Here is a 23,176-nt window from a genome sequence, read left to right on the forward strand (position 1 = left end):
CCGTTTTCCGCAAAGCGGGTAAGCGCTAAAGTCGGCACCAATCCCAAGGGGATAACGAACAGGAGGAAATTTCGAATGCTTGGACTGATGCAAGACTGGCCTTTGCTGTGTCATCGGATCATCGAGCACGCGGCCCGGATCCACGGCAACCAGGAGGTGGTCACCCGGTCGGTCGAGGGTCCGATCGTCCGCACCACCTATGCGCAGATCCATCAACGGGCGCTGAAGGTGAGCCAGATGCTGGACCGCGCCGGCATCAAGCTCGGCGACCGCGTCGCGACGATCGCCTGGAACACCGCCCGGCATCTGGAATGCTGGTACGGCATCATGGGAATCGGCGCGATCTGCCATACGGTCAATCCGCGGCTTTTTCCGGACCAGATCGCCTGGATCGTGAACCACGCCCAGGACCGGGTGATGATCACCGATCTCACCTTCGTGCCGATCCTGGAGAAGATCGCCGACCAGATCCCGAGCGTCGAGCGCTTCATCGTGCTCACCGACAAGGAGCACATGCCGCCGACCACGCTGAAGAACGCGGTCGCGTATGAGGAGTGGCTGAAGGAAGCCGACGGCGACTTCGAATGGAAGACCTTCGACGAGAACACCGCGGCGGCGATGTGCTACACCTCGGGCACCACCGGCGATCCGAAGGGCGTGCTGTATTCGCACCGCTCCAACGTGCTGCACGCGCTGATGGCCAACAACCCGGACGCGCTCGGCACCCGCGCCGCCGACACCATGCTGCCGGTGGTTCCGCTGTTCCACGCCAACAGCTGGGGCATCGCGTTCTCGGCGCCGTCGATGGGCACCAAGCTGGTGATGCCCGGCGCCAAGCTCGACGGCGCGTCCGTCTATGAGCTGCTGTCGACCGAGAAGGTGACGCACACCGCCGGCGTGCCGACGGTGTGGCTGATGCTGCTGCAATACATGCAGAAGGAGAAGCTGACGCTGCCGCATCTGAAGATGGTGGTGTGCGGCGGCTCGGCGATGCCGCGCTCGATGATCAAGGCGTTCGTCGACATGGGCGCCGAGGCGCGCCATGCCTGGGGCATGACCGAGATGAGCCCGCTCGGCACGCTCGCCACGCTGAAGCCGCCGTTCGACCAGACCACCGGCGACGCGCGGCTCGACGTGCTGGCGACCCAGGGCTATCCGCCGTTCGGCGTGCAGATGAAGATCACCGACGACGCCGGCAAGGAAGTCCCGTGGGACGGCAAGACCTTCGGCCGGCTGAAAGTGTCGGGTCCGGCGATCGCCAAGAACTACTACCGGGTCGACAGCGAGATCCTCGACGATGCCGGTTTCTTCGACACCGGCGACGTCGCCACCATCGACCAGGACGGCTACATGCGGATCACCGACCGCTCCAAGGACGTGATCAAGTCCGGCGGCGAGTGGATCTCCTCGATCGATCTGGAGAATCTCGCGGTCGGCCACCCCAAGGTGGCGGAAGCCGCGGTGATCGGCGTGTATCACCCGAAATGGGACGAGCGCCCGCTGCTGATCTGCCAGCTCAAGCCGGACGTCACCTGCACCCGCGACGAGATCCTGCAGTACATGGACGGCAAGATCGCCAAATGGTGGATGCCCGACGACATCGTGTTCGTCGAAGCGATCCCGCACACCGCGACCGGCAAGATCCTGAAAACCGCACTGCGCGATCAGTTCAAGACCTACACGCTGCCCGGCGCGGCGGCGTAAGAACTGGCTGCCAAGCACGTCGTCTCGCCGTGCACGGCGCAACCTCTCCCCGCCCTGTGCGGGGAGAGGTCGACACGGCGTAGCGCAGCGCAGCCGGGTCGGGTGAGGGGCTTGGCACGAAGCCGCAACGCACCCGACCTATCGAGTTTCGCCTTCCCATCCTACGATCACCGCAAAACTGGCCGCGGCCTGCCCGGCCCCTCACCCCAGCCCTCTCCCCGCCAAGAGCGGGGAGAGGGAGCGCGCTGTGCGCTTGGTAACGATTACCTCCACTCGCCGACGTCTGCGTATTGAATGAGCTTCTCGGCTCTCCTAACCTCTCCCCGCTCTTCGCGGGGAGAGGAAGGATCGCATCGTCAGATGCGAGCCGGGTGAGGGGCATGGCGATGCGCGGGCCCAGCCGGAAGACTATCGGATTTGCACGGCGGCTGCGCGGCAATCAGACCGACGCCGAGACCATGCTGTGGAATCGGCTGCGCAACCGACAGATCGCCAGGCACAAATTCGTCCGGCAATGTCCGATAGGTCCGTACATCTGCGATTTCGTCTGCCGCGAACGGATGCTGGTGATCGAGGTCGACGGCGGCCAACATGCGGAGTCGTCCAAGGACGCGGTGCGCGACGACTTCCTGCGCACGCTGGGTTATCGCGTGCTGCGGTTCTGGAACAACGACGTGCTCGGCAATGTCGCAGGCGTCCTCGACGTCATTGCGGCCGCGCTACAGGATGAGATCGCTCCGGACGCCCCGAGCTGAGCGCGCATCTGGATCGATGCCCTGCCCGGCCGTCACCCCCGGGCGAAAGGTTACCGGATTCACAAGTCGACCAGCGCGTTCGCAAGGCAGCCTGCCGCGTCGTTCTCCGGCCTTGAATTCGGCAGCCGGCCGTGATCTCAACGACGGGCTGCGGCGCGATCTCGGCCGCGATCGAACGGCGAAATCGAGGCCATGGCGCGCAGATATTACGCTCCCTATCAGAAGGAGCCCGTCTCCGGACTCGCCACCTGGGCGCGCAATCTTGCGGTGTTCTCGGCAGTGGCGACGCTGAGCTCGATCGCCGTGGTGCGATTCGGCTTCCTCGAAATGCGCCCGGCGATGGCGACCTGGTTCGGCGCGCTGACGCTCGCCGGGCTGTCGATCCTGCTGGCGCTCGCCGGCTTTGCGGCGATCTGGCAGAACGGCTCGCGCGGAATCCCGCGGATCCTGCTGGCGCTGCTGATCGACGCGCTGATCCTGGCCTACCCGGGCTACCTCGCCTGGCAGTATCGCACCCTGCCGGCGATCCACGACATCACCACCGATTCGATCGACCCGCCGAAATTCGAGACCCTGGCGCGGCTCCGGGTCGGCGACGACGTCAACACCGCGGTCTATGCCGGGCTGTACTCCGCCGAGCAGCAGCGCGCCGCCTATCCGAACATCGAGACCGTGCAGGTCGACCTGCCGGTGCAGCGCGCCTACGACATCGTGCTGCAACTGGTGAACCGGCGGAAATGGCGGGTGGTCGACGAACGCCCGCCGCAACCGCCGAAGCGGGAGGGCCACATCGAGGCGGTGGCGCGCACCACCATCCTGAGCCTGCCGGAGGACGTGGTGATCCGGCTGCTGCCGGACGGCGACGGCGCGCGAATCGATATCCGTTCGTCGTCGCGCTATTTCGAAAGCGACCTCGGCAGCAACGCGGCGCGGATCGCCAAGCTGAGCGAGGACATCACCACCGCGGCCGAGAACGCGCCGACGCCGAAGCCCGAGCCGGCGCCGAAGCCGCCGGCCAAGGCCAGGAAATAACCGGGCGGTGGAAGCCGTCCACGGCCCGCCCGCATTGAGTCACTTGTCGGCGGCGCCGATCGCCTGCTTGCACGGCTCCGACAGCGCGCTGAAATTGTCGTTCAGGCACTTCTTGATGCGACCGCCGCCCGGCGTCACGCCGTTGCAGAATTTCTGATAGTCGGCCTTGCAGGCTTCGCGCGCCGCGCCCCTGTCCTGGGCGCTCGCCGCCGACAGGGTCAGCATCAGGCCCGCGACCACACAGGCGGCGGCGAGCGTCGCCCGCACCAGCACGTCGGGCGTGCGAAACAGCGGGCCCGGCCGGGCGGAGGGCTTGGAGGCGGTCATTCGTTGCACCATGGCGTGTCCTTGGGTTGGAGATGGGCGCCGTCGAGGCGAATGTAGCTGATACGTTCGAGCCGGTTCGATCCCTCGCTGCGCCGCTCAGCGAAACAGCCCGCCGGCGAGGCGCCGGCGTCCCTCCGGCGAGATCTGCTCCAGCGTTTCGACGAAGGTGTCGATCACCACGTCGCCGACCTTGATCCGCTTGTCGCGGGCGTTCTCGACCGCGGCGCGCAGCGCCGGCTTGTCGAGCTCCGGCTGCGACGCCAGCTTCAGGGTGGCCATCAGCGCCGCGATGTAGTCGCGCTGCAGCGGCCGCATCGTCGCCTCCTTGGCGCGGTAGTTGCGCCACAGGATGTCCGCGTCGGCTTGCGGCAGCCGCGCGGCGACCCGCTCGATCAGCCGGATCGGAACGCCGGAGGGCTGCGGCAGCGACGGCGGCTCGAGCCATTGCGCGCCGACATAGGCGCCGAACCCGACGTTGAGACAGAGCGACGCCAGCAGCAGCAGGCGTCCCGCTGTCATGCGGCCGAACCGGACGGTCATGGCGACTCCCACAGCGTGACCGCAGAGGCGTCGAACACCGCGTCGACCGCGGCGAGCGCCTGCTGCGAAGGATGATAGGGCAGCGCCACCGCCAGCCACAGCCCGACCAGGGCCGAGCAGGCGAGGCTGCCGGCCGGTAGCAGCGAAGCCGGCTGCAGCAGCCGCCGATACCAGGGCGGCCGCGCCTCGTCGGCGGCGATCCGCTGCAGCACCGCCAGAGCCGCCCTCCCCGAACGCGCCGGCGCGACCTCGGGCGGTGCGGCCAGCAGCGCGTCGAACTCCGACGCGGTACGCAGAATCGCCGCGCCCTGTTCGGTGGCGGCGACCGCTCGTGCGGCACGTTGCGTCGGCGCCGGCCAGCGCGCGATGTCGCCGCCCCAGGTCTCCGCCAATCGCCTGAACTCATCGAGCGTCATGCCCGCCTCCTGTCGTGTTGTCGTTTCTCGACTTCTTTTTTCAACGTCTGCCGTGCCCGTCCGAGCAGCGACTCGAACGCCTTGGGACTGAGATTCATCGCCCGAGCGGCGTCCTCGCCGGACAGGCCTTCCATATGAAACAGCGCGATCGCGCCGCGCTGCCGCTCCGGCAGCTCCGCCAGGGCCGCTTCCAACAACCGGCGCTGCTGCGCGGCGATCAGCGTCTCGACCGGCGGCGGATCGGCCGACGCCACCTCGGCGGCATCCTCGATCGGCGCGTGCCGCGGCTTGCGGGTGCGGTCGAAGGCGAGGTTGAGCACGATCCGGTACAGCCAGGTGGTGAACCGGGCGATGGCCGGATCGAACGACGACGCCTTGTTCCAGACCCGCAGGAACGCTTCCTGGCCGATATCGTCGGCTTCGGCGGGATCACGGACGATGCGCTGGGCGAGGCGGATGGCGCGCGGCATGTGCCGGGTCATCAACTCCCGGAACGCCTGCTGGCGGCGCGCCGCCACCGCCGCCATCAGCGCCTCGTCGCTGTCGTCCGCGACGCTCACCGATTCCGATCCGCCGGGCGACGCCGCCGGGCGGCGGTCCGGCCCGGCAAGCCCCGCCGGCATCCGATCAGCACGGCCGCCAGGCGCCGGCGACCCAGCAGCGCCGCGGCGCCGGCACCACCGCCGGCCCGGCGACCACCACCGGCGGCGCGACATAGACCGGCGGCACCCGATAAGGCCGCGCCACGTAGTACGGATACGGCCGATAGTAATACGGCCGGCGATAATAGCCGCAGCCCGGATAGACCCCGACGCCGCGCCAGCCGCCGCGGACGCAGGCGACGGTCTCGACCGGCAGCGCCGCCGCGGCGGTCGCATTCAAAGCCGCCGGAGCCAGCGGCGCCGCGCCTGCGGAGGAACCGATGGGGGCCAGCGAAGCGACGGCAAGCGACGCGGCGATCATCCATTTGCGCATCACGACATCCTTTCCTGTTCGGAGCGTGGCCCGTCCTGGCGGGCCGATGTCGGGAATACGGAGGCACGACGGATTTCCTTCGCGGGGCGGGCAAGGCTGCGGCCAATGGTATCACTTAGTAGAATGCCCAGGTATCTTGCTGCTGCCCGGTATTCTTGTGCTGGATTTGCTATCGCTGTCAGGCGGGAATGAGCAACGCCTCTCGCAGGTTGTAAGCCGTCTTTACTAAAACGATAGTTTTGGAACGCATGGTTCCATGCAGATGACGGCGACTGCGACGCGGATGCGGAGCAGTAGCCGACCTGCTGGCACCCATGGGTGGCGCGGGTGAGTCCTCGACTACATCGGCCGGGCAGAGCGCAGGGCGCGGTCGGTGCAGGCGGATCGGATCAGCACCACGAGGTCGGTGCGTCCGGACAGAGGACGACAGGCAAAACGCTGGCCGTCCGTTGCGGCCCGCGACACCACCCATCGGAAATCGACGCGAAGGCGTGGACGGGGCTCGCCCCTGCGCGACCGCGATTGTCTGGAGACGTGAACACATGCTGTCCAAATTTCGTATGACCATCGGCCGCCGCATCTACTTGCTGATCGGCCTCGGCTTCGCCGGTCTTCTGGGCATCTCGCTGCTCGATTCGCGCGAATTGGCGAACGGTCTGAAGCAACAGAAGCAGATCGAACTGCAGCACCTCACCGAGCTGGCGATCAGCTTCATCAAGGACGAGTACGATGCCGCGCAGCGCGGCGAGATCAGCACCGAGGAGGCGCAGAAGCGCGCCCAGGCGCGGATCTCGAAGCTGCGGTACGGGGGCAACGATTACTTCTTCATCACCGACATGCAGAGCCGGATGTTGATGCATCCGATCGCCAAGCAGTTGATCGGCCAGGATCAATCGAACGCCAAGGACCCCAACGGCAAGATGCTGTTCGCCGAAATGGTCGACACCGTTCGCCGCAACGGCAGCGGTTTCGTCGACTACGTCTGGGCCAAGCCGGGCTCCGACCAGCCGTATCCGAAGCTGACCTATGTGGCCGGGTTCGGCCCCTGGAACTGGATCGTCGGCACCGGTGTCTATATCGACGACCTCGACGCGCAGACCTGGACTTCGATGCAGCGCTCGTTGATCGCGGCGTCACTGGTTCTGCTGATCACCATCATCGCCTCGGTGGTGATGGCGCGGCTGATCACCAAACCGATCCACGCCATGACGCTGACGATGAAGCATCTCGCCGGCGGCCGTCTCGACGTCGAGGTGCCCGGCATCGGCCGCCACGACGAGATCGGCGAGATGGCGGGCGCCGTCGAGGTCTTCAAGCTCAACGCGCTGGAGCGGCAGCGGCTCGAAGCCGAGCAGAAGGAAGCCGAGGCGCGCCTCGCCGCCGAGCGCAAGGCCCATGCGAGCCACCTCGCCGACAGCTTCGAACGCGCGATCGGTGAGATCGTCGAGACGGTGTCGTCGGCCTCCAACGAGCTGGAAGCCTCGGCCACCACCCTGACGCGGACCGCCGAACAATCGCAGGAATTGGCGACGGCGGTGGCCGCCGCGTCGGAGGAAGCCTCCACCAACGTCCAGTCGGTGGCGTCGGCGACCGAAGAGATGAGCTCGTCGGTCAACGAGATCAGCCGCCAGGTCCAAGAATCCGCCCGGATCGCCCACGAGGCGGTCGATCAGGCGCGGCAGACCAACGGCCGGGTCGAAGAACTCGCCAAGGCGGCGTCGCGGATCGGCGACGTGGTCGAGCTGATCAGCAACATTGCCGGCCAGACCAACCTGCTGGCGCTCAACGCCACCATCGAGGCGGCTCGTGCCGGAGAAGCCGGCCGCGGCTTCGCGGTGGTCGCCAGCGAGGTCAAGGCGCTGGCCGAGCAGACCGCCAAGGCCACCGGCGAGATCACCCAGCAGATCAACGGCATTCAGGCGGCCACCGACCAGTCGGTGGCGGCCATCAAGGAGATCGGCGAGACCATCGCCAAGATGTCGGAAATCTCCTCGACGATCGCCTCGGCGGTCGAAGAACAGGGCGCGGCGACCCAAGAGATCTCCCGCAACGTCCAACAGGCCTCGCTCGGCACCCAGCAGGTGTCGTCCAACATCACCGACGTGCAGCGCGGCGCCACGGAGACCGGCGCGGCCTCGGCCCAGGTGCTGGCGGCGGCGCAGTCGCTGTCCGGCGATTCCACCCGGCTGAAGGTCGAAGTCTCGAACTTCCTGGAGTCGGTCCGCGCCGCGTAACCGTCTCCGATCCAGTTGCAATGGCCGGCGTCCTCCAAGGGCGCCGGCCATTTGCGTCCGAGGGGGCCGGCGCCTCGCACCCGTAGCCGCACGAGGTCTTGGTAAAGCCGGCATTAACCAAGTCCGTTTACAGATTGGTCAGATTCCCCCGTCGGCCTCAGCGCAGGACGGCGGACCAGCGCCGGGCGAGGTAAGCGAGCGATGGCCCATCCCGGAAGTCTCATCCGCCCGGCGGACGACCGCCGGCCCGCGATCGACCCGGCCCAGCGGCCGCAATCGCCGCTGCGCGAATTGTTCGCCCCGCTCGACCAACTGCTCGCCTGCGGCGGCGACGCCCGGATCGACCTCGATCCCCTGACCGGCCGCAACGCCTATGGCTGCGGCCCCTGTCCCGCGCCGGAGCTGCCGAGCTTCTCGTCCTGCACCGCCAGCACGATCTCACCGCGCGGCTACGAGGCCGCCGGCCGCGCCCGCGACGCGCTGATGTCGTCGGCAATGCTGCACGGCCTGATCGAATGCTTCGACGACCGCGTCGAGGCGATGCGCGACGAACTGAAGACGTTGCTCGGAACGGAGCCGACCGGCGCCGAGATCGTGTTCGCCTCGTCGGGCACCGATGCGCAACTCGCGGCGCTGGCGATCAGCCGCGCCCTGCTCGGCGACGACCTCGTCACCGTCGTCATGGCCGCCGACCAGACCGGCACCGGTACCGCCTTCACGGCGCACGGCCAGCATTTCGGCGCGCGCAGTGCCGGCGGCATCGCGGCCACGCGCGGCGCGCCGATCGCCGGGCTCGGCCCGGTGCGCAGCGTCGGGCTGCGGCTGCGCGAAACAGAGGGACGGCTCCGCTCGCCCTCGGCGCTCGACGCCGAGACGCTGGACGTGGTCGAGTCGCTGGTGGCGCAAGGCGCGCGGGTGATGCTGGAAGCGATGGACTGCTCCAAGCTCGGCCATGCTGCGCCGAGCGACCGCTGCCTCGCCGAGATCGCGGCGCGCTGGCCCGGCCGGGTGCAGATCGTGATCGACGCCTGTCAGGCGCGGCTCGGCAGCCGCCGTCTCACCGGCTATCTCGACCGCGGCTTCATGGTGCTGCTGACCGGCTCGAAATATTTCGCCGGCCCGGCGTTCAGCGGTGCGGTGCTGCTGCCGCGGCAGATCGCCGAAGCGGTGGGCACGCTGCGGCGAGTGGCGCCCGGGCTCGCCGACTATCTGGGCCGCAGCGATTGGCCGCAGCGATGGCGGAGCTTGCGCGAGCAATTCCCCGCGCAGCCGAATTTCGGCCAGTGGCTGCGCTGGGAAGCAGCGCTCGAGGAAATCCGCGCCTATACGGCGGTGCCGGCGAAAGTCCGCCGCGACGTGGTCCGAAAGCTCGGCGCCGGCCTCGCCGAGCTGATCGCCGGCTCGCCGTCGGCACGGCTGCTGCCACCGCAGTCACGCGCCGCCAATGCCGACGAATTCGCGCTGCCGACGATCTTCGCCTTCACGCTGCAGCGCGGTGATCGCGCCCTGTCGCTCGCCGAATGCCGCGTGCTGCACCGCGCCCTCGCCGACGGCGCCGCGGACCGGCCGCCGTGCCTGCTCGGCCAGCCGGTCGGCTGGCGCGGCCGCGCCGACGATGCGGTGGCGGCGCTGCGGCTGTGCATCAGCGCCCGCCATGTTGTCGACGTTCACACCGATGCCGGTGCGCGCGACCGCATTCTCACCGAGGCCGCAGCCGCGATGGCTACGCTGGAAGCGTTGCTGCTGCAGCCCTCCGTTTCCACCGACAACGCCGCCAAGGAACACCATGTCCACTGATAATTCCGCGCTCGTCGCCGCCGACCGGATCGGCTTCGCCAGCCTGACCAAGCGCGCCTTCGACGGCGAGAACCTGTATCCGCTGTGGCAGGCGCTGATGGCCAAGGTCGACGCCGGCACCGCGAGCGCCGGCGAACAGCTCGACCTCGCGCTGATCACCCAATTGTTCGGCCACAAGCAGGCCGGCCTGTCGATCCAGACCGAGACGCTGAAGCAGCAGCAGTTGTTCCGCTCGCCCTGCGCCAGCGATCAGCCGCGGCTGCGGGTGCTGGCGCTCGCCGCCGACATCGACATGGGCGGCAACACCCCGATCGAATTCCTGCTGCAGGAGTCCGGCATCGAACTGTCGACGCTGTACGTGGTCGACGGCGTGCCGCTGCCCGATCCGCTGCCGGCGCACGACGTCGCGATCGTGATCGCCTCGGATTCCGACGAATGCCGCGCGGCGCTGGCGGCGATCGAGGCGCGCGCCGCCGACTGGCCGGCGCCGCTGCTGAATCCGCCGCATCTGATCCGCCATCTCGACCGCGACAAGCTGTACCGGCTGATCGGCGACGTCGAGGGGCTGGTGATCCCAGCCACGGTTCCGGTCGGCCGCGACGCGCTGATGGCCGCCGCCAACGGCTCGGCGGCGCTGCCCGAGGTCGCCGGCGGCCTCGACTTCCCGATCATCGTCCGGCCGCGCGGCTCGCACGCCGGCTTCGGCCTCGCCCGGGTCGCCGACAGCGTCGCGCTGCTCGATTATCTGCGCGACCGCCAGGAGAGCGACTACTTCATCGCCCGCTATGTCGACTATGCCAGCGACGACAGCCAGTTCCGCAAATATCGCGTGGTGGTGGTCGACGGCAGACCCTACGCCTGCCACATGGCGATCGCCGACCGTTGGGACATCTGGTACCTCAACGCCGGCATGGCCGAGGACGAGGTCAAGCGGCTGGAGGAAGCGGCGTTCTTCCACACCTTCGATTTCGGTTTCGCACTGCGCCACAAGACCGCGCTCGACGGCATGATCGCGCGGATCGGTCTCGATTACTTCACCATCGATTGCGCCCAGATGCCGAGCGGCGACCTGTTGGTGTTCGAGATCGACAACACCTCTGTGGTGCACGACATGGACAGCCCGCAGCTCTATCCCTACAAGCCGCCGCAGATGCACAAGATCTTCGACGCCTTCGCGTCGATGCTGGAGCGGCGCGTCGGATCCCGCCTGACGAGCGTGGCGTGAGCGACGCGGTCCGCGCCGGCGCGAATGCCGGCGCAACCAGCCTCGATCCCGACGATTGGGACGCGCTGCGCGCCGACGCGCACCACATGCTCGACGACATGCTGGACTACCTCGCCGGCGTGCGCGACCGCCCGGTGTGGCAGCCGATCCCGCCGAAGGTCCGCGCCGGCTTCGCCGAACCGCTGCCGCGCGGCGGCACGCCGCTGCCCGACGTCTATCGCCGCTTCACCGAGGACATCGCGCCCTACGCCACCGGCAACGTCCACCCCGGCTTCATGGGCTGGGTGCATGGCGGCGGCACCGCGGTCGGCATGCTGGCCGAGATGCTGGCAGCGGGGCTCAACGCCAATTGCGGCGGCCGCGATCACATCGGCATCGAAGTCGAACGCCAGATCGTGCGCTGGCTGCGTGAACTGTTCGGCTTTCCGCAAACAGCCAGCGGCGTGTTCGTCACCGGCTCGTCGATGGCCAACTTCATGGCGCTGCTGGTGGCGCGCACCGCGGCGGTCGGTCCGCAGGTGCGCGAGGGCGGCCTGCCGGGCGAACGGCTCACGGCTTACGCGTCCGCAGCCGCGCACGGCTGCGTGGTGCAGGCCGCCGATCTCGCCGGCCTCGGCCGCGGCGCGCTGCGGCGGATTCCGTTCGGCAAGGATCACCGCATCGATCTGGCGGCGCTGAAGCGGCGGATCGCCGAGGATCGCGCCGCCGGGTGCCTGCCGTTCCTGGTGACCGGATCGGCCGGCACCGTCGATGTCGGCGCGATCGACGATCTGGCGGCGCTCGCCGCGCTGTGCCGCGACGAAGGGCTGTGGTTTCACGTCGACGGCGCCTACGGCGCTCTCGGCATGCTGTCCGACGAGATCGCGCCGAAGCTGAAGGGACTGTCGGAGGCGAATTCGATCGCGCTCGATTTCCACAAATGGGGCCAGGTCAATTACGACGCCGGCTTCCTGATCGTGCGCGACGGCGAGCAGCATCGCGACACGTTTGCGGCGCCGGCCGCTTACTTACGGCGCGAAACCCGCGGGCTGGCCGGCGGCTCGCCGTGGCCGTGCGACTACGGCCCCGATCTGTCGCGCGGCTTCCGCGCGCTGAAGACCTGGTTCACGCTGAAGACCTTCGGCGCCGACCGCATGGGGGCGATGATCGCCCACACCTGCAAGGTGGCGCGCCATCTCGAAGCCCGCGTCGCGCGTGAGCCGGAGCTCGAGGTGCTGGCACCGGTGACGCTGAACATCGTCTGCTTCCGCTATCGCGCCGCACCGGACGTGGTCGACGCGCTCAACGCCGAGATCGTCGCCGACCTCCACGAATCCGGGATCGCCGCGCCGTCCTCGACCACGATCGACGGCGCCTTGGCGATCCGCGCCGCGATCGTCAACCACCGCACGACGTTTGCGGATGTCGACCGGATGGTCGATGCGGCGATGAAATTCGGAGCGGAGCGGGTAGGCTGATCACCCCGCCGCGCCCGCGTGCGGGAGAGGTCGACGCGCGAAGCGCGGCGGGTGAGGGCCCTCCTCTCCGTGGTTGCTGAGTCAGTGCCCGCGCTGCCCTCCGCGGCCAGTGCTGCACACTCCGGAACACGGACCTGAACGCGCCAAATCATCGCACCTCGGTGCCCGTCATACGCGTGACAAACACGCGGCGGCATTTTCCGACGGCCCCATTCTGGAGACATCGATGCCCCGCAAGCCCGCGCCCAAGCCCGTCAAGAAGGTCGTTCGCAAGGCCAAAAAGCGCACCTCCCGCACCGCCGGTGACGACCTCACGATGAAGCAGCGGATCGCCGCAGAAATGCTCGACAGTTTCGACGAGGAACTGGAACTCGAAATCGACGACGATCGCATCGATGCGATGACCAATGAATTCGCCGGCCACTCGCCGGCCGAGACCCTGGACCGCCGCCTGTATTTCAAGGAACTGTTCCGCCTGCAAGGCGAGCTGGTCAAGCTGCAAAGCTGGGTGCAGCATCAGGGCCTCAAGGTGGTGGTGATCTTCGAGGGCCGCGACTCCGCCGGCAAGGGCGGCGTCATCAAGCGCATCACCCAGCGGCTCAATCCGCGGATCTGCCGGGTCGCGGCGCTGCCGGCGCCGAGCGTGCGCGAGCGCAGCCAATGGTACTTCCAACGCTACGTGTCGCATCTGCCGGCCGCGGGCGAGATCGTGCTGTTCGACCGGAGCTGGTACAACCGCGCCGGCGTCGAGCGGGTGATGGGGTTCTGCACCGAGGCCGAGGTCGAAGAGTTCTTTCGCTCGGTGCCGGAGTTCGAGCGGATGCTGGTACGTTCGGGCATCGTGCTGATCAAGTACTGGTTCTCGATCACGGACGACGAGCAGCAGTTGCGCTTCATGATGCGCATCAACGACCCTCTCAAGCAGTGGAAGCTGAGCCCGATGGACGTGCAGTCGCGGGCGCGCTGGGAGCACTACACCAAGGCCAAGGAAGAGATGCTGGAGCGCACCAGTATCGCCGAGGCGCCGTGGCACGTCGTCCAGGCCGTCGACAAGAAGAAGGCGCGGCTCAACTGCATCGCGCACCTGCTCGATCAAATTCCCTACGAGGAAGTGCCCTACAGCCCGGTGGTGCTACCGCCGCGGATCCATCACCCCGACTATCACCGCACGCCGATCCCGGCGGAGATGTACGTGCCGGAAAGGTATTGAGCTTCTGTCGTCATTCCGGGGCGCCGCGCAGCGACGAGCCCGGATTCCATAATCACCGCGCTGGCGGTGAGGCACGGCGCCTGACGCGCGGCGCTTTACGGCGAGTCCGGCGAGTATGGATTCCGGACTTGGAGAAGAACTTTATAGGATCGAGATTCCGGGTTCGCTCACTTGCGTGAGCGCCCCGGAATGACTTCGGAAATGGCTGGCGACCGAAGTTATTAGTTCGCCGTCCAGAACGCCGGCTTGGCGGGCTCCAGCCTGCCGCCGATGCGGACCGGGGCGATCTTGACGGCGAGGCCGGTGCTGTCGTCGGTCTCGACCGCGACGCCGCTGAGCGTGGCGTCGCCATTGGCCGGTTCGAACCGGCCCTGCGGGATGCCGGTGAGGAAGCGGTGCACCGGCTCGTCCTTGTGCATGCCGATCACCGAATCATAGTCGCCGGTCATGCCGGCGTCGGTCATGTAGCCGGTGCCGTTCGGCAGGATCTGATGATCGGCGGTCGGCACATGCGTATGGGTGCCGACCACCAGGCTGACGCGGCCGTCGCAGAAATGGCCCATGCCCTGCTTCTCGCTCGACGCCTCGCCGTGGAAATCGACCACGATGGCGTCCGCCGCGTCGCGCAACGGACAGGCTTCGAGTTCGCGTCCGATCGCCGCGAACGGATCGTTCAGCGGCTCCATGAACACCCGGCCCATCGCGTTGATCACCAGCACGCGGGCGCCGCTGCGGGTCTCGACCAGCGCGGCGCCGCGCCCGGGCGTGTGGCGCGGAAAGTTGATCGGGCGGACCAGACGCGGCGCGCGCTCGATGAACACCAGCGCCTCCTTCTGATTCCAGGCGTGGTTGCCGAGCGTCACCGCATCGGCGCCGGCGTCGATGAAATCGTTGTAGATCGCCTCGGTGATACCAAAACCGCCGGCGGCATTCTCGCCGTTGACGATGGTGCAATCGAGCTGCCAGTCGCGGATCAGACCCGGCAGATGCTCGGCGATTGCGGTGCGGCCGGATTTTCCGACCACGTCGCCGATGAACAGAATGCGCAAACTATCGACTCCGGAAGGTGAGCAGGCCCTGCTCGGTTAGCACATAATCCAGCACCACGTCGTGGGCCGCGGCCGGAACAACGGGGATTTGCTGCATTGCGAAGGCAAGCCCGATCGCCACCACCGGCCCCTGCGCGCGCAAATATTCCAGCGTGCAGTCGTAGTGCCCGGCGCCGTAGCCGATGCGGTGACCGTTCGCGTCGAATGCGGCGAGCGGCACCAGCACGATATCGGGCGTCAGCTCCGACGCATCCGGGGACGGCTCAGGAATGCCGAGCGCACTGCGCGGCAAGGCATCGCCATCGCGCCAGGCGCGGAAGGTGAGCGGCGTGCCCTGCCGCACCACCACCGGCAGCGCCAGCCGGGCGCCGCGCGCGGCGAGCGCCTGCATCAGCGGAAACGGATCGAGCTCGCCGCGGATCGGCGCGTAGCCGGCGACCACCGCGCCCTCCGGCAATGGCACAGGCAGGCCGTGAGAGGCGACCGCCGCCGCAGCGGCGCTCCTATCGTCCTCGCTCAAGCTGGAGCGGCGCGCCAAAGCGGCAGCGCGCAGCGTGGTCTTGGTCTCGCTGGAGGATTCGGACAGCTCGGACATCGGCGGGTTATAGGCGGCCGGAGCCGGCGCATGAAGCTCGGGCGACCGTCAGGCAGCAATCCGCCGGACAAAACGGGAAAGTGCGAGGCCGCGGCGACCGTTGAAGCACTCGATCCCGGAGTTCCCTACGAAAGTAGGTGGGCACCATATGTCCGGGTCCACGGACCCGGCCAGGGACAGTTCCCGAAAGGATCGATAAGGCCCCGGGGATATATGGCTCCTGACGCGTCCCGCAGCTTCGCCCAGCCAATGTAGCGATCATACCGCCGGTTCGCCAGCCCGCATGGCTGGAATTCGCCGGCCCGACGAACCACCTGACGTGGACAACCGTTTCGGCTATCAAGAGCAGTCCCACGATCGCCGTCACATTCAGCGCTTCCCCAGCAGGACGCTCAACCCGGATCGCCATGGCCTCGAAGTCCAGTACCAGCATCGCCCGCAGGGCCCGCACCCGGGCCGAAGCCGATTTCGCGACCTGGCTGATGATGGCCAAGCTCGGCAGCTTCGACACCCTGCCGGAGAACGCCCAGAAGGTGCTGAACGGCTATCGCGAACGGCTCGACCGGATGAGCGAGATCGAATCCAAGGCGATCGCTGTGCGCGAAACCTATCAGGCCTATTACAGCGACATGGGCGGCACCGGCGATGCGCCGGAGCCGGAGCCGCGCTCGCCGGCGCCTGCCGACCGCAGCGAGGGAGCGGTCGACAACGTAGTGCGGTTCAAGAAGCCGCAGAAGCCGAAGGTGACCCGGACCGCCGACCGCGGCGCCCGCCCGGTGTCGCCGAGCGGCGCCCGCCGTCCGGTGCCGGCGCTGCTGATCTTCGCCGCGCTGTGCGCGATCGTGGTGGCGTGGAAGTTTCTGACCAAGTAACGCCGCCGGCGACCGCTCAGCGGATCGCATCGATTCCCTTGCGCTCGATCAGATTGAGCAGCGCCAACGCTGCGCCGGTCGGCTGCTTGGCCCCGCGCTCGAGCTGCGACACGTAGCCGACAGTCAAATTCAGATAGCGCGCGAACACCGCCTGACTGAGCCGCGCGCGCTCGCGCATCGCCTTGATCTGCGCGCCGCTGATCGGCTGAAGCGCCGGTAGATCGGTCTCTCCGAGGTGGCGCACGGTGATCTTGTCGTAGCTGGCCTCGTCCATCAGCCCCGATCCCCGCATGTCGCCGGCGGTTTCCAGCAGCACCTTGGTGAGGGGACTAACCTTCTTCTTCGTGGTCAATGTCGATCTCCACAATGATCCCATCCGCAAGGGCCTTGGCGATCGCCCGTGGATCAGCGTCGAGCCAGATCTGAGCGATCTCCTGAGCGGTCGCAAGTTCGTCGTCGTCGATATTGCTGCGCGTACTCTTGGCAAAGCCGAACAAGAACACCGCTCGCGCCGTCCGTCGCCAAGCAGCCAAGACGCGGAGCCCGCCGGACCGTCCTTCCCCCGGCCGAGCGATCCTCTGCTTGATCACGCCGCATCCGAGATCGGCATCGATCAGCCCTCGCTCGGCGCGCTGTACGGCATCCAGCAAGCGCGGATCGGAAATCCGCTCCCGGCGAGCAAACCGGGCGAACGCCTTGGTCTTGAAGACGCGCACGGATATCGCTCCACGAACTATAGTTCGTGGAGCGACAACTTACAACAGACATCATATTTTGCAATTCGGGACGTCAATCCCGCTGCCGCACCAGGGCGCGATATTTACGCAGGCGCACCACGCGCGGGCCGCGGCGGAAGAGGCCGGCGACCCGGCCGAGCAGCCGGACGCCGACGATCGCCGCATAGGCGAACAGCGCCGCGAGGAACAAAACGCGGACCGCGATCTGGAACCAATTCAGCTCTTCGCCCGTCATCTGCCGACACCTTTGCAATCCAGGTCAAAGGCAGGTCGACTGAAACGTTCCTAGCCGGGCCGAGCGCGGGAGACAGCAACGTGGACGACAGCGTGAGCGACGACAGCAGGCGTGATCAGGCGCCGAACCAGGACAAGGCCGCGGCGGCGCCGCGCAAATCCTCCGACAAGCGCGTGCCGCTGGTCGACAATCTGATCGACATGGTGGTGGACGGCGCGGTCGAGATCACCAAGGTCGCCGCCAAGCGCGCGGTGCGCCGGCTGGTGGCGGGCCCGGTCAAAGCCACCGTGACCAAAGCCGCAGCGCGCGCCGGTCTGGCCGAATTCACCAAGCCTCTGGCCAAGCCGGCACGGGGCAAGGGCAGGACAGCTGCGAAGGCCGGCGCGACGTCGGGTGCGAAGAAGGCTGCAAGCACCGCAGGGAAGTCGGCGGCCGGCAAGACCAAGGCTGCAAAGGCGAAGACTTCAAAGACTAAGACTTCAAAGGCCAAGGCTGCAAAGGCCAAAGCTCCGAAGCCAAAGACGCCGACGAAAAAGACGGCGAAGGCTAAGAGCGCGACGTCAAAAACGACGACGTCCGTGGCGACGAAATCAAAAGCGAAGACCGCAAAAACGAAGAAGCGGTGAGAGGCCGGCGCCTCAAGCTCAGCGTCATTGCGAGCGAAGCGAAGCAGTCCAGCGTGCTGCACTGAGCTGGATTGCTTCGCTTCGCTCCTCGCAACGACGGAGTTGTCGCCGACCTGCCCAGCCTTCTGCGCAGGCGCGATCCCCGCCTACATGCCGCGTTCGATCGGCTGTTCGACGGCGCCGCCGGCTTCGGCCCAGTCCTTGAAGGCGCCGAGGTTGAACACCTTTTCGTAGCCGAGATCCTTCAGCACCTTGCCGGCCAGCGCCGAACGGCCGCCGGAGGCGCAGTACACGATCACCGTGCGGTCCTTGGCGAGGTGCTTGTCGTGGAACGGCGAGTCCGGATCGGCGCGGAATTCCAGCATGCCGCGCGAGATGTTGAGCGAGCCGGCGACCTTGCCGGTGTTGCCGACCTCCGGCGCGTCGCGAACGTCGACCACCAGCGCGCCCTGCTCGATCAGCCGGCGCGCGTCGTCGACGCTCACCCGCGGCACCGCGGCGTTGGCGGCTTCCATCATCTGCTTCAACGTCGTCATTCAACTCTCCCTCGGTGATGGCTCAGCGGATCAGCCAGCGCGGCGTCGCCGCCGCATATTCGATCCAGGCGTTTCCGAATTTGATCGCAAGATGGCGTTCCTCGCGGCGGATCGCCAGCCGGTCGACCAGCACCGCCGTCAGCAGCGCCAGCGGCACGAACCAGCCGTTGCCGAAGGCGAGGCCGATGCCGAGCAGCAGCAGCGTATTGGCGAGATAGATCGGATTGCGGCTGACCCGGAACGGTCCCCAGGTCACCAGCCGGTCGGCGGCGCGGTGCGGCAGCACGTTGGTGCGGGCGGCGCGCATCGTCAGGATCGCCCAGCCGTCGATCGACAGGCCCAGCGCGGCGACCAGATAACCGGCCCACACCACCGAATCGTGCCGCGGCAGCGGCAACGGCAGCACCACGCCGAGCCCGACCGCGGCCATCGCCGCGATCGCCAGCAGCATCGGCGGCCACGGCAGTCTGTTCGGGCGGGCGCCCTCGGAACCGGTCATTGCAACTCGTCGGCGGACATTCGGTCAGCCGAATATATCGGTGGTCATGCCGATATACCAGCCGGCCGCCTCCCGCGCCTGCTTGGCGCGAAGCTGCGGGCTTTCGTCGAGCTGCGAGGTATAGGGGTCCGACATGACGATCTTGCCGTCCTGCGGCGTGTAGCGGGCGCCGTTCTTGATCGCGTCGTCGGGCGCGAGATCGCTCCAGCAGTGGTTGGTGAAGCGCACCGGCATCCGGCGGTCGCCGACCAGATCGGCGCGGATGATCATCGCGGCGATCTTGCCTTCATTGTTGGCGGCGAAGCCGGATTTCGGAAACTCGCCACCGGTGGCGGAATCGCCGATGACGTGGATCGCCGGATCGATCAACGACGCCATGGTGCCGGCGTCGACTGGACAAAACCCGCTGTCATCGGCCAGACCGGCGTCACGGCCGAGCCTGCCGGCGATCTGCGGCGGGATGACGTTGACCAGCGCCGCCTTGTGGGTCTCGAAATCGGTGGTAACGGTCATCGCCTTCGGATCGACCGCCTTGATGCCGCCGTGGATGGTCGGGTCCTGCCATTCGATCATGCCGGGATAGTGTCGCTCCCAGCCGTCGATGAACAAGGTCTGCATCGCGAAGTGATCCTTGGCGTCGAGGATCACGATGCGGGCGTTCTTCACGCCGCGGCTCTTCAGGGCATGCGCCATCATCGAGGCGCGCTCGTAGGGCGCCGGCGGGCAGCGATACGGATTGGGCGGCGCGATGATCACGATCAGCGCGCCGTCGCCGAGCGCATCGAGCTGGCTCTTCAGCAGTTGAAACTGCGCGCCGCCGCGATAGCCGTGCGGCATCCGTTCGGCGGCGGCTTCGGAATAGCCGGGGACCGCGTCCCAGCGGAAATCGATGCCCGGCGACAGCACCAGCCGGTCGTAACCCAGCCGAGCGCCGCCGGCGGTACGCACCTCTTTGTTGGCGCGATCGATCGCCGCGACCTGATCGAACACCAGGCCGACGCCGTGGGCAGCGACGCCTTCGTAGCCGAACGACAGGGTCTCGAACGGCTTCAGCCCGCCGAGATACAGGTTCGAAGTGAACGGCGTGACGTAGCGGCGATTGGCCTCGATCAGCGTCACGTCGATCGCATCGCTGCCGTGACGCAGATACTTCGCCGCTGTCGCGCCGCCGGCGCCGCCGCCGACCACCACAACCCGCGGCTTGGCCTTGGCGATCACCGGACAGGCGAACATCGCCGTTGCCGCCGCGGCGGCGCGGATCACGCCGCGGCGGCTGATCAGGTTCGGCTTGGACACGTCATCGCTCCGCAATTGGCAGCGGGCCGACGCCGAGGCGCCGGCCCGCGAGGGCGTCAGGAGAAGATGTCGGCGGTGATGCCGGCATACCATCCCAGGTTCTCTTCCGAGGTCTGCAGCCGGATGCCGGCGTCTTCGCCGGTCTTCGACACGAAACCTTCGATCTCGGCGATCTTGCCGTCCTTCGGTTCGTAGCGACCGCCGATCTTCACCGTATCGTCCTGCGCCACCACCGACCAGCAGGTGTTGGCATAACGCGCCGGGAAGGTGCGCGATCCGGTCAGTTCGCCGCGCACCGCATTGGCCACCACCTTGGCCTGGCTGTTGGCCGCGAACGCCGATTTCGGCATCGCGCCGGCGATCGAGGCGTCGCCGAGCACGTAGATATTGGCATCGATCGACGACTTCATGTTGGTGGCGTCGATCGGGCAATAACCGGTTTCGTTGACCAGGCCGGCCTCGCGCGCGATCTTGCCGGCCATCTGCGCCGGGATGACGTTGACCATGTCGGCCTTGATGGTCTCGAAATCGGTGGTGACGGTCATCGCCTTCGGATCGACGCCCTTGATGCCGCCGTGCATCTTCGGGTCCATCCATTCGACCATGCCGGGATAGTGCTTCTGCCAGCCCTCCTGGAACAGCGCCATCTTGGAGAACTTGTCCTTGGGATCGAGCACGATGATCTTGGACTTGCTGTGGCCCTTGGCCTTCAGCACCTTGGCCATCACAGAGACGCGCTCGTACGGGCCCGGCGGGCAGCGATACGGATTCGGCGGCGCCACCATCACGATGGTCGCGCCGTCCTGCAGCGCGTCGAGCTGTTTCTTGACCAGCTTGGTCTGGGCGCCGGGCTTCCAGCCGTGCGGCATGATCTCGGCGGCTTCTTCCGAATAGCCGGGCACCGAGTCGAACTTGATGTCGATGCCGGGGGCCACCACCAGCCGGTCGTACGGCACGGTGGAGCCGTCCGCGAGCTTGACCTCCTTCTTGTCGCGATCGATCGCCGCAGCGAACTGGCGGACGTGCTTCACGCCGTAGCCGCCGAGCTTGTAGCCGTGGCTGATCGACTCGAACGAGCGCATGTCGCCGAGATACAGGTTGGAGTGGAAGCAGGTGACGAAGGTCTCCAGCGGCTCGATCATGGTGACCTCGACCGCGCCTTGCGAATCCCGCGCGACGTATTTCGCCACGGTGGCGCCGCCGGGACCGCCGCCGATCACCACCACGCGCGGCTTGGCCTGCGCGCGCAGCACGCCGGGCATCGCGACCACGCCGGCCGCCGCCAAAAAGCCAGCCGAGAACTGGCGTCGATTGATCCTCATGTCGTCCCCTCCAAAACGGGTTGTGTGTCGTCGACTACCGGATGTCTCCACTCCGGTCCGCGGTGCGCTCGATTTGTTGTTTTTCGATACTGGCGAAGTAGCTCGCGAGCGCGGCGATCTCTTCGTCATTGAATTTGGCGGCGATCGCCCGCATCACCTGATTGTCGCGGACCTTGTCGCGATATTCGGTGAGCGCGGCGACCAGCTCCGGCTCGTCGCGGCCGACGATCGACGGGATGCCGTCGAACCGGCCGCTGATCTGATGGCAGGTGACGCATTCGCTCGACAGATATTCGCCGAGCTCGCGGTCGCCGCCGGCGACCGCCGAGCCCGCGGCCGCGCAGCCGAGCAGCATCGCCGCGGCGCCCAGCACGGCGCGCCACGCGACAGCAGCCTGCCGCGCCGGAAACCGGGCACAATCCGAACGGTCGAAATATCGGCCGGGCACGGCCATCGTCATCCTCCCGAGACATCTTCAGTCGTTATCGGCGTGCCGGCTTAATTGCCGGTCTGTTTCGCCGAAAGAGCCGGCTCGATCGCCGGGGCCGTCTTCACCTCGAGTTCCGCTTTGGCGTCGAGCAGCATGTGCGTCGCCAGCGCGCCGAGCCACATCGACCCCAACGCCAGCCAGGCGGTCACCGCGAAGATCGCGCCGCCGGTGACGCCGGCGCCGACCGCGCAGCCGCCCGCCAGCATGCCGCCGAACCCCATCAGGAACGCACCCGATGCGTAGCGCCCCATGCTGAGCCCGTCGTGAAATCCTTGCAACTTCCAATCTCGGCCGATCAGCGCCGCCAGCAGCGAACCGGCGAACACGCCGGGCACCAGCCCGATGTCGAAGCCGAGCGGCACCGAGGGCGAGTTGATCAGCCCCATCAGCGTGTCGGCCGACGGCCCGGTGAAGCTGACGCTCTTGATCTGGGTCGGCTCGAACGAATGCTGCGCCAGGATGTAGGTGACCAGCCAGCCGCCGGTGACCGCGACGCCGACACCGATCGCCGCGATTCCCGTAACGATGCCGATCCGGTTGCGCCAGCCGAGCCACACCGCCCACACCAGCACGGCGACGCCGAAGCCGGCGCCGATCACCGGGCCGGCATGCACCACGGTGAGCAGGTTACGCGATGCACCGCCCGGCAGCGTCCACAGCGAGGTGAGGAATTCGCGCGCCGGCGACAGCACGCCGCGCAGCGACGCCTGCGCCACGATGGTGAGGATCAGCCCGGTGACCAGCGCGCGCAAGTTCCCGGTGCCGGACAGCACCAGCAGCCGGCTGGCGCAGCCGCGCGACAGGATCATGCCGGCCCCGAACATCAGGCCGCCGATGATCGCGCCCGACAGGCTGCCGGTGGCGGCGAGCTGGCGCGCTTCGGAGACGTCCAGCACCCCGGAGGTGATCGCGATCTGGGTCGCCGCGACCGCGGCCGAGAAGGTCAGCAGCCAGACCGCGAGCTTGGGACCGAACGAGCTTTCGGAGAACTCGATCACCGCCGAGCGCAGGCAGAACCTGCTGCGTTCGGCGGCGGCGCCGAACGCCAGCCCCACCAACAGACCGCCCGCGGTCAGCAGCGTGGTTTCGCCGAAACGCTCGATGAGCAGGTCGAGATCCAAAAGAAGCGTTCCTCGTCATTGCGGCGCGCTCGACTGCAACCCGTCGTCGGTTCGTCCTCGATCTTCCATAGGGGCCGCGGAACGGCGGATTGTCGTTCCGCACGCGCCGATCGACATTGATCTGGC

Annotated in this window: 26 protein-coding genes and 1 other RNA gene; 10 read left to right on the plus strand and 17 right to left on the minus strand. The window is 67.5% G+C overall.

The features are described from left to right. Window positions 1-75 precede the first annotated feature (75 nt). The 3 genes from DWA33_RS08850 (at window position 76) to DWA33_RS08860 (ending at window position 3,491) form a co-directional block, all read left to right on the plus strand. Window positions 76-1,704, plus strand: a complete 1,629-nt coding sequence (locus tag DWA33_RS08850) for a fatty-acid--CoA ligase (protein WP_114357734.1) — start codon at window positions 76-78, stop codon at window positions 1,702-1,704. A gap of 386 nt (window positions 1,705-2,090) precedes the next feature. Next, window positions 2,091-2,459, plus strand: a complete 369-nt coding sequence (locus tag DWA33_RS08855) for an endonuclease domain-containing protein (protein ID WP_114357899.1) — start codon at window positions 2,091-2,093, stop codon at window positions 2,457-2,459. A gap of 192 nt (window positions 2,460-2,651) precedes the next feature. After that, a complete protein-coding gene (locus DWA33_RS08860; RefSeq protein ID WP_114357735.1) occupies window positions 2,652-3,491 on the plus strand; it encodes a DUF1499 domain-containing protein in 840 nt (279 codons plus the stop codon). A 39-nt stretch (window positions 3,492-3,530) separates the two neighbouring features. Here DWA33_RS08860 and DWA33_RS08865 read toward each other — a convergent pair whose 3' ends face one another. From DWA33_RS08865 to DWA33_RS08885, 5 genes are all read right to left on the minus strand, one after another. Continuing rightward, window positions 3,531-3,818 (minus strand): cysteine rich repeat-containing protein, encoded by a 288-nt coding sequence (locus DWA33_RS08865; protein ID WP_244601234.1) that lies wholly within the window; start codon window positions 3,816-3,818, stop codon window positions 3,531-3,533. 96 nt (window positions 3,819-3,914) lie between these two features. Beyond that, a complete protein-coding gene (locus tag DWA33_RS08870; RefSeq protein WP_114357737.1) occupies window positions 3,915-4,358 on the minus strand; it encodes a periplasmic heavy metal sensor in 444 nt (147 codons plus the stop codon). Then, the gene (locus tag DWA33_RS08875; protein ID WP_114357738.1) at window positions 4,355-4,774 is read right to left on the minus strand and encodes a hypothetical protein; all 420 of its coding nucleotides are present in this window, start codon (window positions 4,772-4,774) and stop codon (window positions 4,355-4,357) included. Before DWA33_RS08875 ends, DWA33_RS08870 begins: the two co-directional genes overlap by 4 nt. Then, window positions 4,771-5,490 (minus strand): RNA polymerase sigma factor, encoded by a 720-nt coding sequence (locus tag DWA33_RS08880; protein WP_167443160.1) that lies wholly within the window; start codon window positions 5,488-5,490, stop codon window positions 4,771-4,773. The genes DWA33_RS08875 and DWA33_RS08880 overlap by 4 nt, the downstream gene beginning before the upstream one ends. Next, window positions 5,402-5,749, minus strand: coding sequence for a hypothetical protein (locus tag DWA33_RS08885; protein WP_013504313.1), 348 nt, complete (start codon window positions 5,747-5,749; stop codon window positions 5,402-5,404). The genes DWA33_RS08880 and DWA33_RS08885 overlap by 89 nt, the downstream gene beginning before the upstream one ends. A gap of 542 nt (window positions 5,750-6,291) precedes the next feature. Here DWA33_RS08885 and DWA33_RS08890 point away from each other — a divergent pair. The 5 genes from DWA33_RS08890 to ppk2 all read left to right on the plus strand — a co-directional run bounded on the left by DWA33_RS08890 (window position 6,292) and on the right by ppk2 (window position 13,672). Further along, on the plus strand, window positions 6,292-7,983 hold the full coding sequence (locus DWA33_RS08890; RefSeq protein WP_114357739.1) for a methyl-accepting chemotaxis protein: 1,692 nt from the start codon (window positions 6,292-6,294) through the stop codon (window positions 7,981-7,983). Window positions 7,984-8,184: 201 nt separating this feature from the next. Beyond that, the gene (locus DWA33_RS08895) at window positions 8,185-9,780 is read left to right on the plus strand and encodes a hypothetical protein (protein ID WP_114357740.1); all 1,596 of its coding nucleotides are present in this window, start codon (window positions 8,185-8,187) and stop codon (window positions 9,778-9,780) included. Beyond that, window positions 9,770-11,005, plus strand: coding sequence for an ATP-grasp domain-containing protein (locus tag DWA33_RS08900; RefSeq protein WP_114357741.1), 1,236 nt, complete (start codon window positions 9,770-9,772; stop codon window positions 11,003-11,005). The genes DWA33_RS08895 and DWA33_RS08900 overlap by 11 nt, the downstream gene beginning before the upstream one ends. Then, window positions 11,002-12,462, plus strand: coding sequence for a pyridoxal phosphate-dependent decarboxylase family protein (locus tag DWA33_RS08905; RefSeq protein WP_114357742.1), 1,461 nt, complete (start codon window positions 11,002-11,004; stop codon window positions 12,460-12,462). Before DWA33_RS08900 ends, DWA33_RS08905 begins: the two co-directional genes overlap by 4 nt. A gap of 316 nt (window positions 12,463-12,778) precedes the next feature. Continuing rightward, the gene (gene ppk2 / locus DWA33_RS08910; RefSeq protein ID WP_114357901.1) at window positions 12,779-13,672 is read left to right on the plus strand and encodes a polyphosphate kinase 2; all 894 of its coding nucleotides are present in this window, start codon (window positions 12,779-12,781) and stop codon (window positions 13,670-13,672) included. Between the two features lie 221 nt (window positions 13,673-13,893). Here ppk2 and DWA33_RS08915 read toward each other — a convergent pair whose 3' ends face one another. The 3 genes from DWA33_RS08915 to ssrS all read right to left on the minus strand — a co-directional run bounded on the left by DWA33_RS08915 (window position 13,894) and on the right by ssrS (window position 15,558). Then, on the minus strand, window positions 13,894-14,721 hold the full coding sequence (locus DWA33_RS08915) for a TIGR00282 family metallophosphoesterase (protein ID WP_114357743.1): 828 nt from the start codon (window positions 14,719-14,721) through the stop codon (window positions 13,894-13,896). Between the two features lies 1 nt (window position 14,722). Then, window positions 14,723-15,316 (minus strand): 5-formyltetrahydrofolate cyclo-ligase, encoded by a 594-nt coding sequence (locus DWA33_RS08920; protein WP_114357744.1) that lies wholly within the window; start codon window positions 15,314-15,316, stop codon window positions 14,723-14,725. Between the two features lie 81 nt (window positions 15,317-15,397). Continuing rightward, window positions 15,398-15,558, minus strand: a non-coding RNA gene (ssrS, locus tag DWA33_RS08925) — 6S RNA. A gap of 165 nt (window positions 15,559-15,723) precedes the next feature. On the opposite strand from ssrS, the gene DWA33_RS08930 reads away from it, so the two are divergent. Beyond that, window positions 15,724-16,188, plus strand: a complete 465-nt coding sequence (locus DWA33_RS08930; RefSeq protein WP_114357745.1) for a hypothetical protein — start codon at window positions 15,724-15,726, stop codon at window positions 16,186-16,188. A gap of 16 nt (window positions 16,189-16,204) precedes the next feature. On the opposite strand, the gene DWA33_RS08935 is transcribed toward DWA33_RS08930, so the two are convergent. The 3 genes from DWA33_RS08935 to DWA33_RS08945 all read right to left on the minus strand — a co-directional run bounded on the left by DWA33_RS08935 (window position 16,205) and on the right by DWA33_RS08945 (window position 17,160). Continuing rightward, on the minus strand, window positions 16,205-16,540 hold the full coding sequence (locus tag DWA33_RS08935) for a helix-turn-helix domain-containing protein (RefSeq protein ID WP_244601235.1): 336 nt from the start codon (window positions 16,538-16,540) through the stop codon (window positions 16,205-16,207). Next, the gene (locus DWA33_RS08940) at window positions 16,518-16,904 is read right to left on the minus strand and encodes a type II toxin-antitoxin system RelE/ParE family toxin (protein WP_114357746.1); all 387 of its coding nucleotides are present in this window, start codon (window positions 16,902-16,904) and stop codon (window positions 16,518-16,520) included. Before DWA33_RS08940 ends, DWA33_RS08935 begins: the two co-directional genes overlap by 23 nt. Window positions 16,905-16,977: 73 nt before the next feature. Further along, a complete protein-coding gene (locus DWA33_RS08945; RefSeq protein ID WP_114357747.1) occupies window positions 16,978-17,160 on the minus strand; it encodes a cadmium ABC transporter ATPase in 183 nt (60 codons plus the stop codon). 80 nt (window positions 17,161-17,240) lie between these two features. Here DWA33_RS08945 and DWA33_RS08950 point away from each other — a divergent pair, with 80 nt between their 5' ends. Continuing rightward, window positions 17,241-17,786: a recombinase RecQ gene (locus DWA33_RS08950; RefSeq protein ID WP_114357748.1), complete on the plus strand. Its 546-nt coding sequence runs from the start codon at window positions 17,241-17,243 to the stop codon at window positions 17,784-17,786. A 146-nt stretch (window positions 17,787-17,932) separates the two neighbouring features. On the opposite strand, the gene DWA33_RS08955 is transcribed toward DWA33_RS08950, so the two are convergent. The 6 genes from DWA33_RS08955 to DWA33_RS08980 are packed head-to-tail and all read right to left on the minus strand — an operon-like array spanning window position 17,933 to window position 23,050. After that, window positions 17,933-18,322, minus strand: coding sequence for a rhodanese-like domain-containing protein (locus tag DWA33_RS08955; protein WP_114357749.1), 390 nt, complete (start codon window positions 18,320-18,322; stop codon window positions 17,933-17,935). A gap of 22 nt (window positions 18,323-18,344) precedes the next feature. Further along, window positions 18,345-18,821 carry a methyltransferase family protein gene (locus DWA33_RS08960; RefSeq protein WP_114357750.1) on the minus strand — a complete coding sequence of 159 codons (477 nt, stop codon included), beginning with the start codon at window positions 18,819-18,821 and terminating at the stop codon, window positions 18,345-18,347. Between the two features lie 24 nt (window positions 18,822-18,845). Continuing rightward, window positions 18,846-20,117 (minus strand): NAD(P)/FAD-dependent oxidoreductase, encoded by a 1,272-nt coding sequence (locus DWA33_RS08965; RefSeq protein WP_181902391.1) that lies wholly within the window; start codon window positions 20,115-20,117, stop codon window positions 18,846-18,848. A 56-nt stretch (window positions 20,118-20,173) separates the two neighbouring features. Continuing rightward, on the minus strand, window positions 20,174-21,439 hold the full coding sequence (locus tag DWA33_RS08970) for an NAD(P)/FAD-dependent oxidoreductase (protein ID WP_114357752.1): 1,266 nt from the start codon (window positions 21,437-21,439) through the stop codon (window positions 20,174-20,176). Window positions 21,440-21,473: 34 nt separating this feature from the next. Next, window positions 21,474-21,893: a c-type cytochrome gene (locus DWA33_RS08975; RefSeq protein ID WP_114357903.1), complete on the minus strand. Its 420-nt coding sequence runs from the start codon at window positions 21,891-21,893 to the stop codon at window positions 21,474-21,476. A 44-nt stretch (window positions 21,894-21,937) separates the two neighbouring features. Next, window positions 21,938-23,050 (minus strand): YeeE/YedE family protein, encoded by a 1,113-nt coding sequence (locus tag DWA33_RS08980; protein WP_114357753.1) that lies wholly within the window; start codon window positions 23,048-23,050, stop codon window positions 21,938-21,940. Between the last annotated feature and the right edge of the window lie 126 nt (window positions 23,051-23,176).

The organism is Rhodopseudomonas pentothenatexigens (assembly GCF_900218015.1).
In the GTDB taxonomy this organism is placed as follows: domain Bacteria; phylum Pseudomonadota; class Alphaproteobacteria; order Rhizobiales; family Xanthobacteraceae; genus Rhodopseudomonas; species Rhodopseudomonas pentothenatexigens.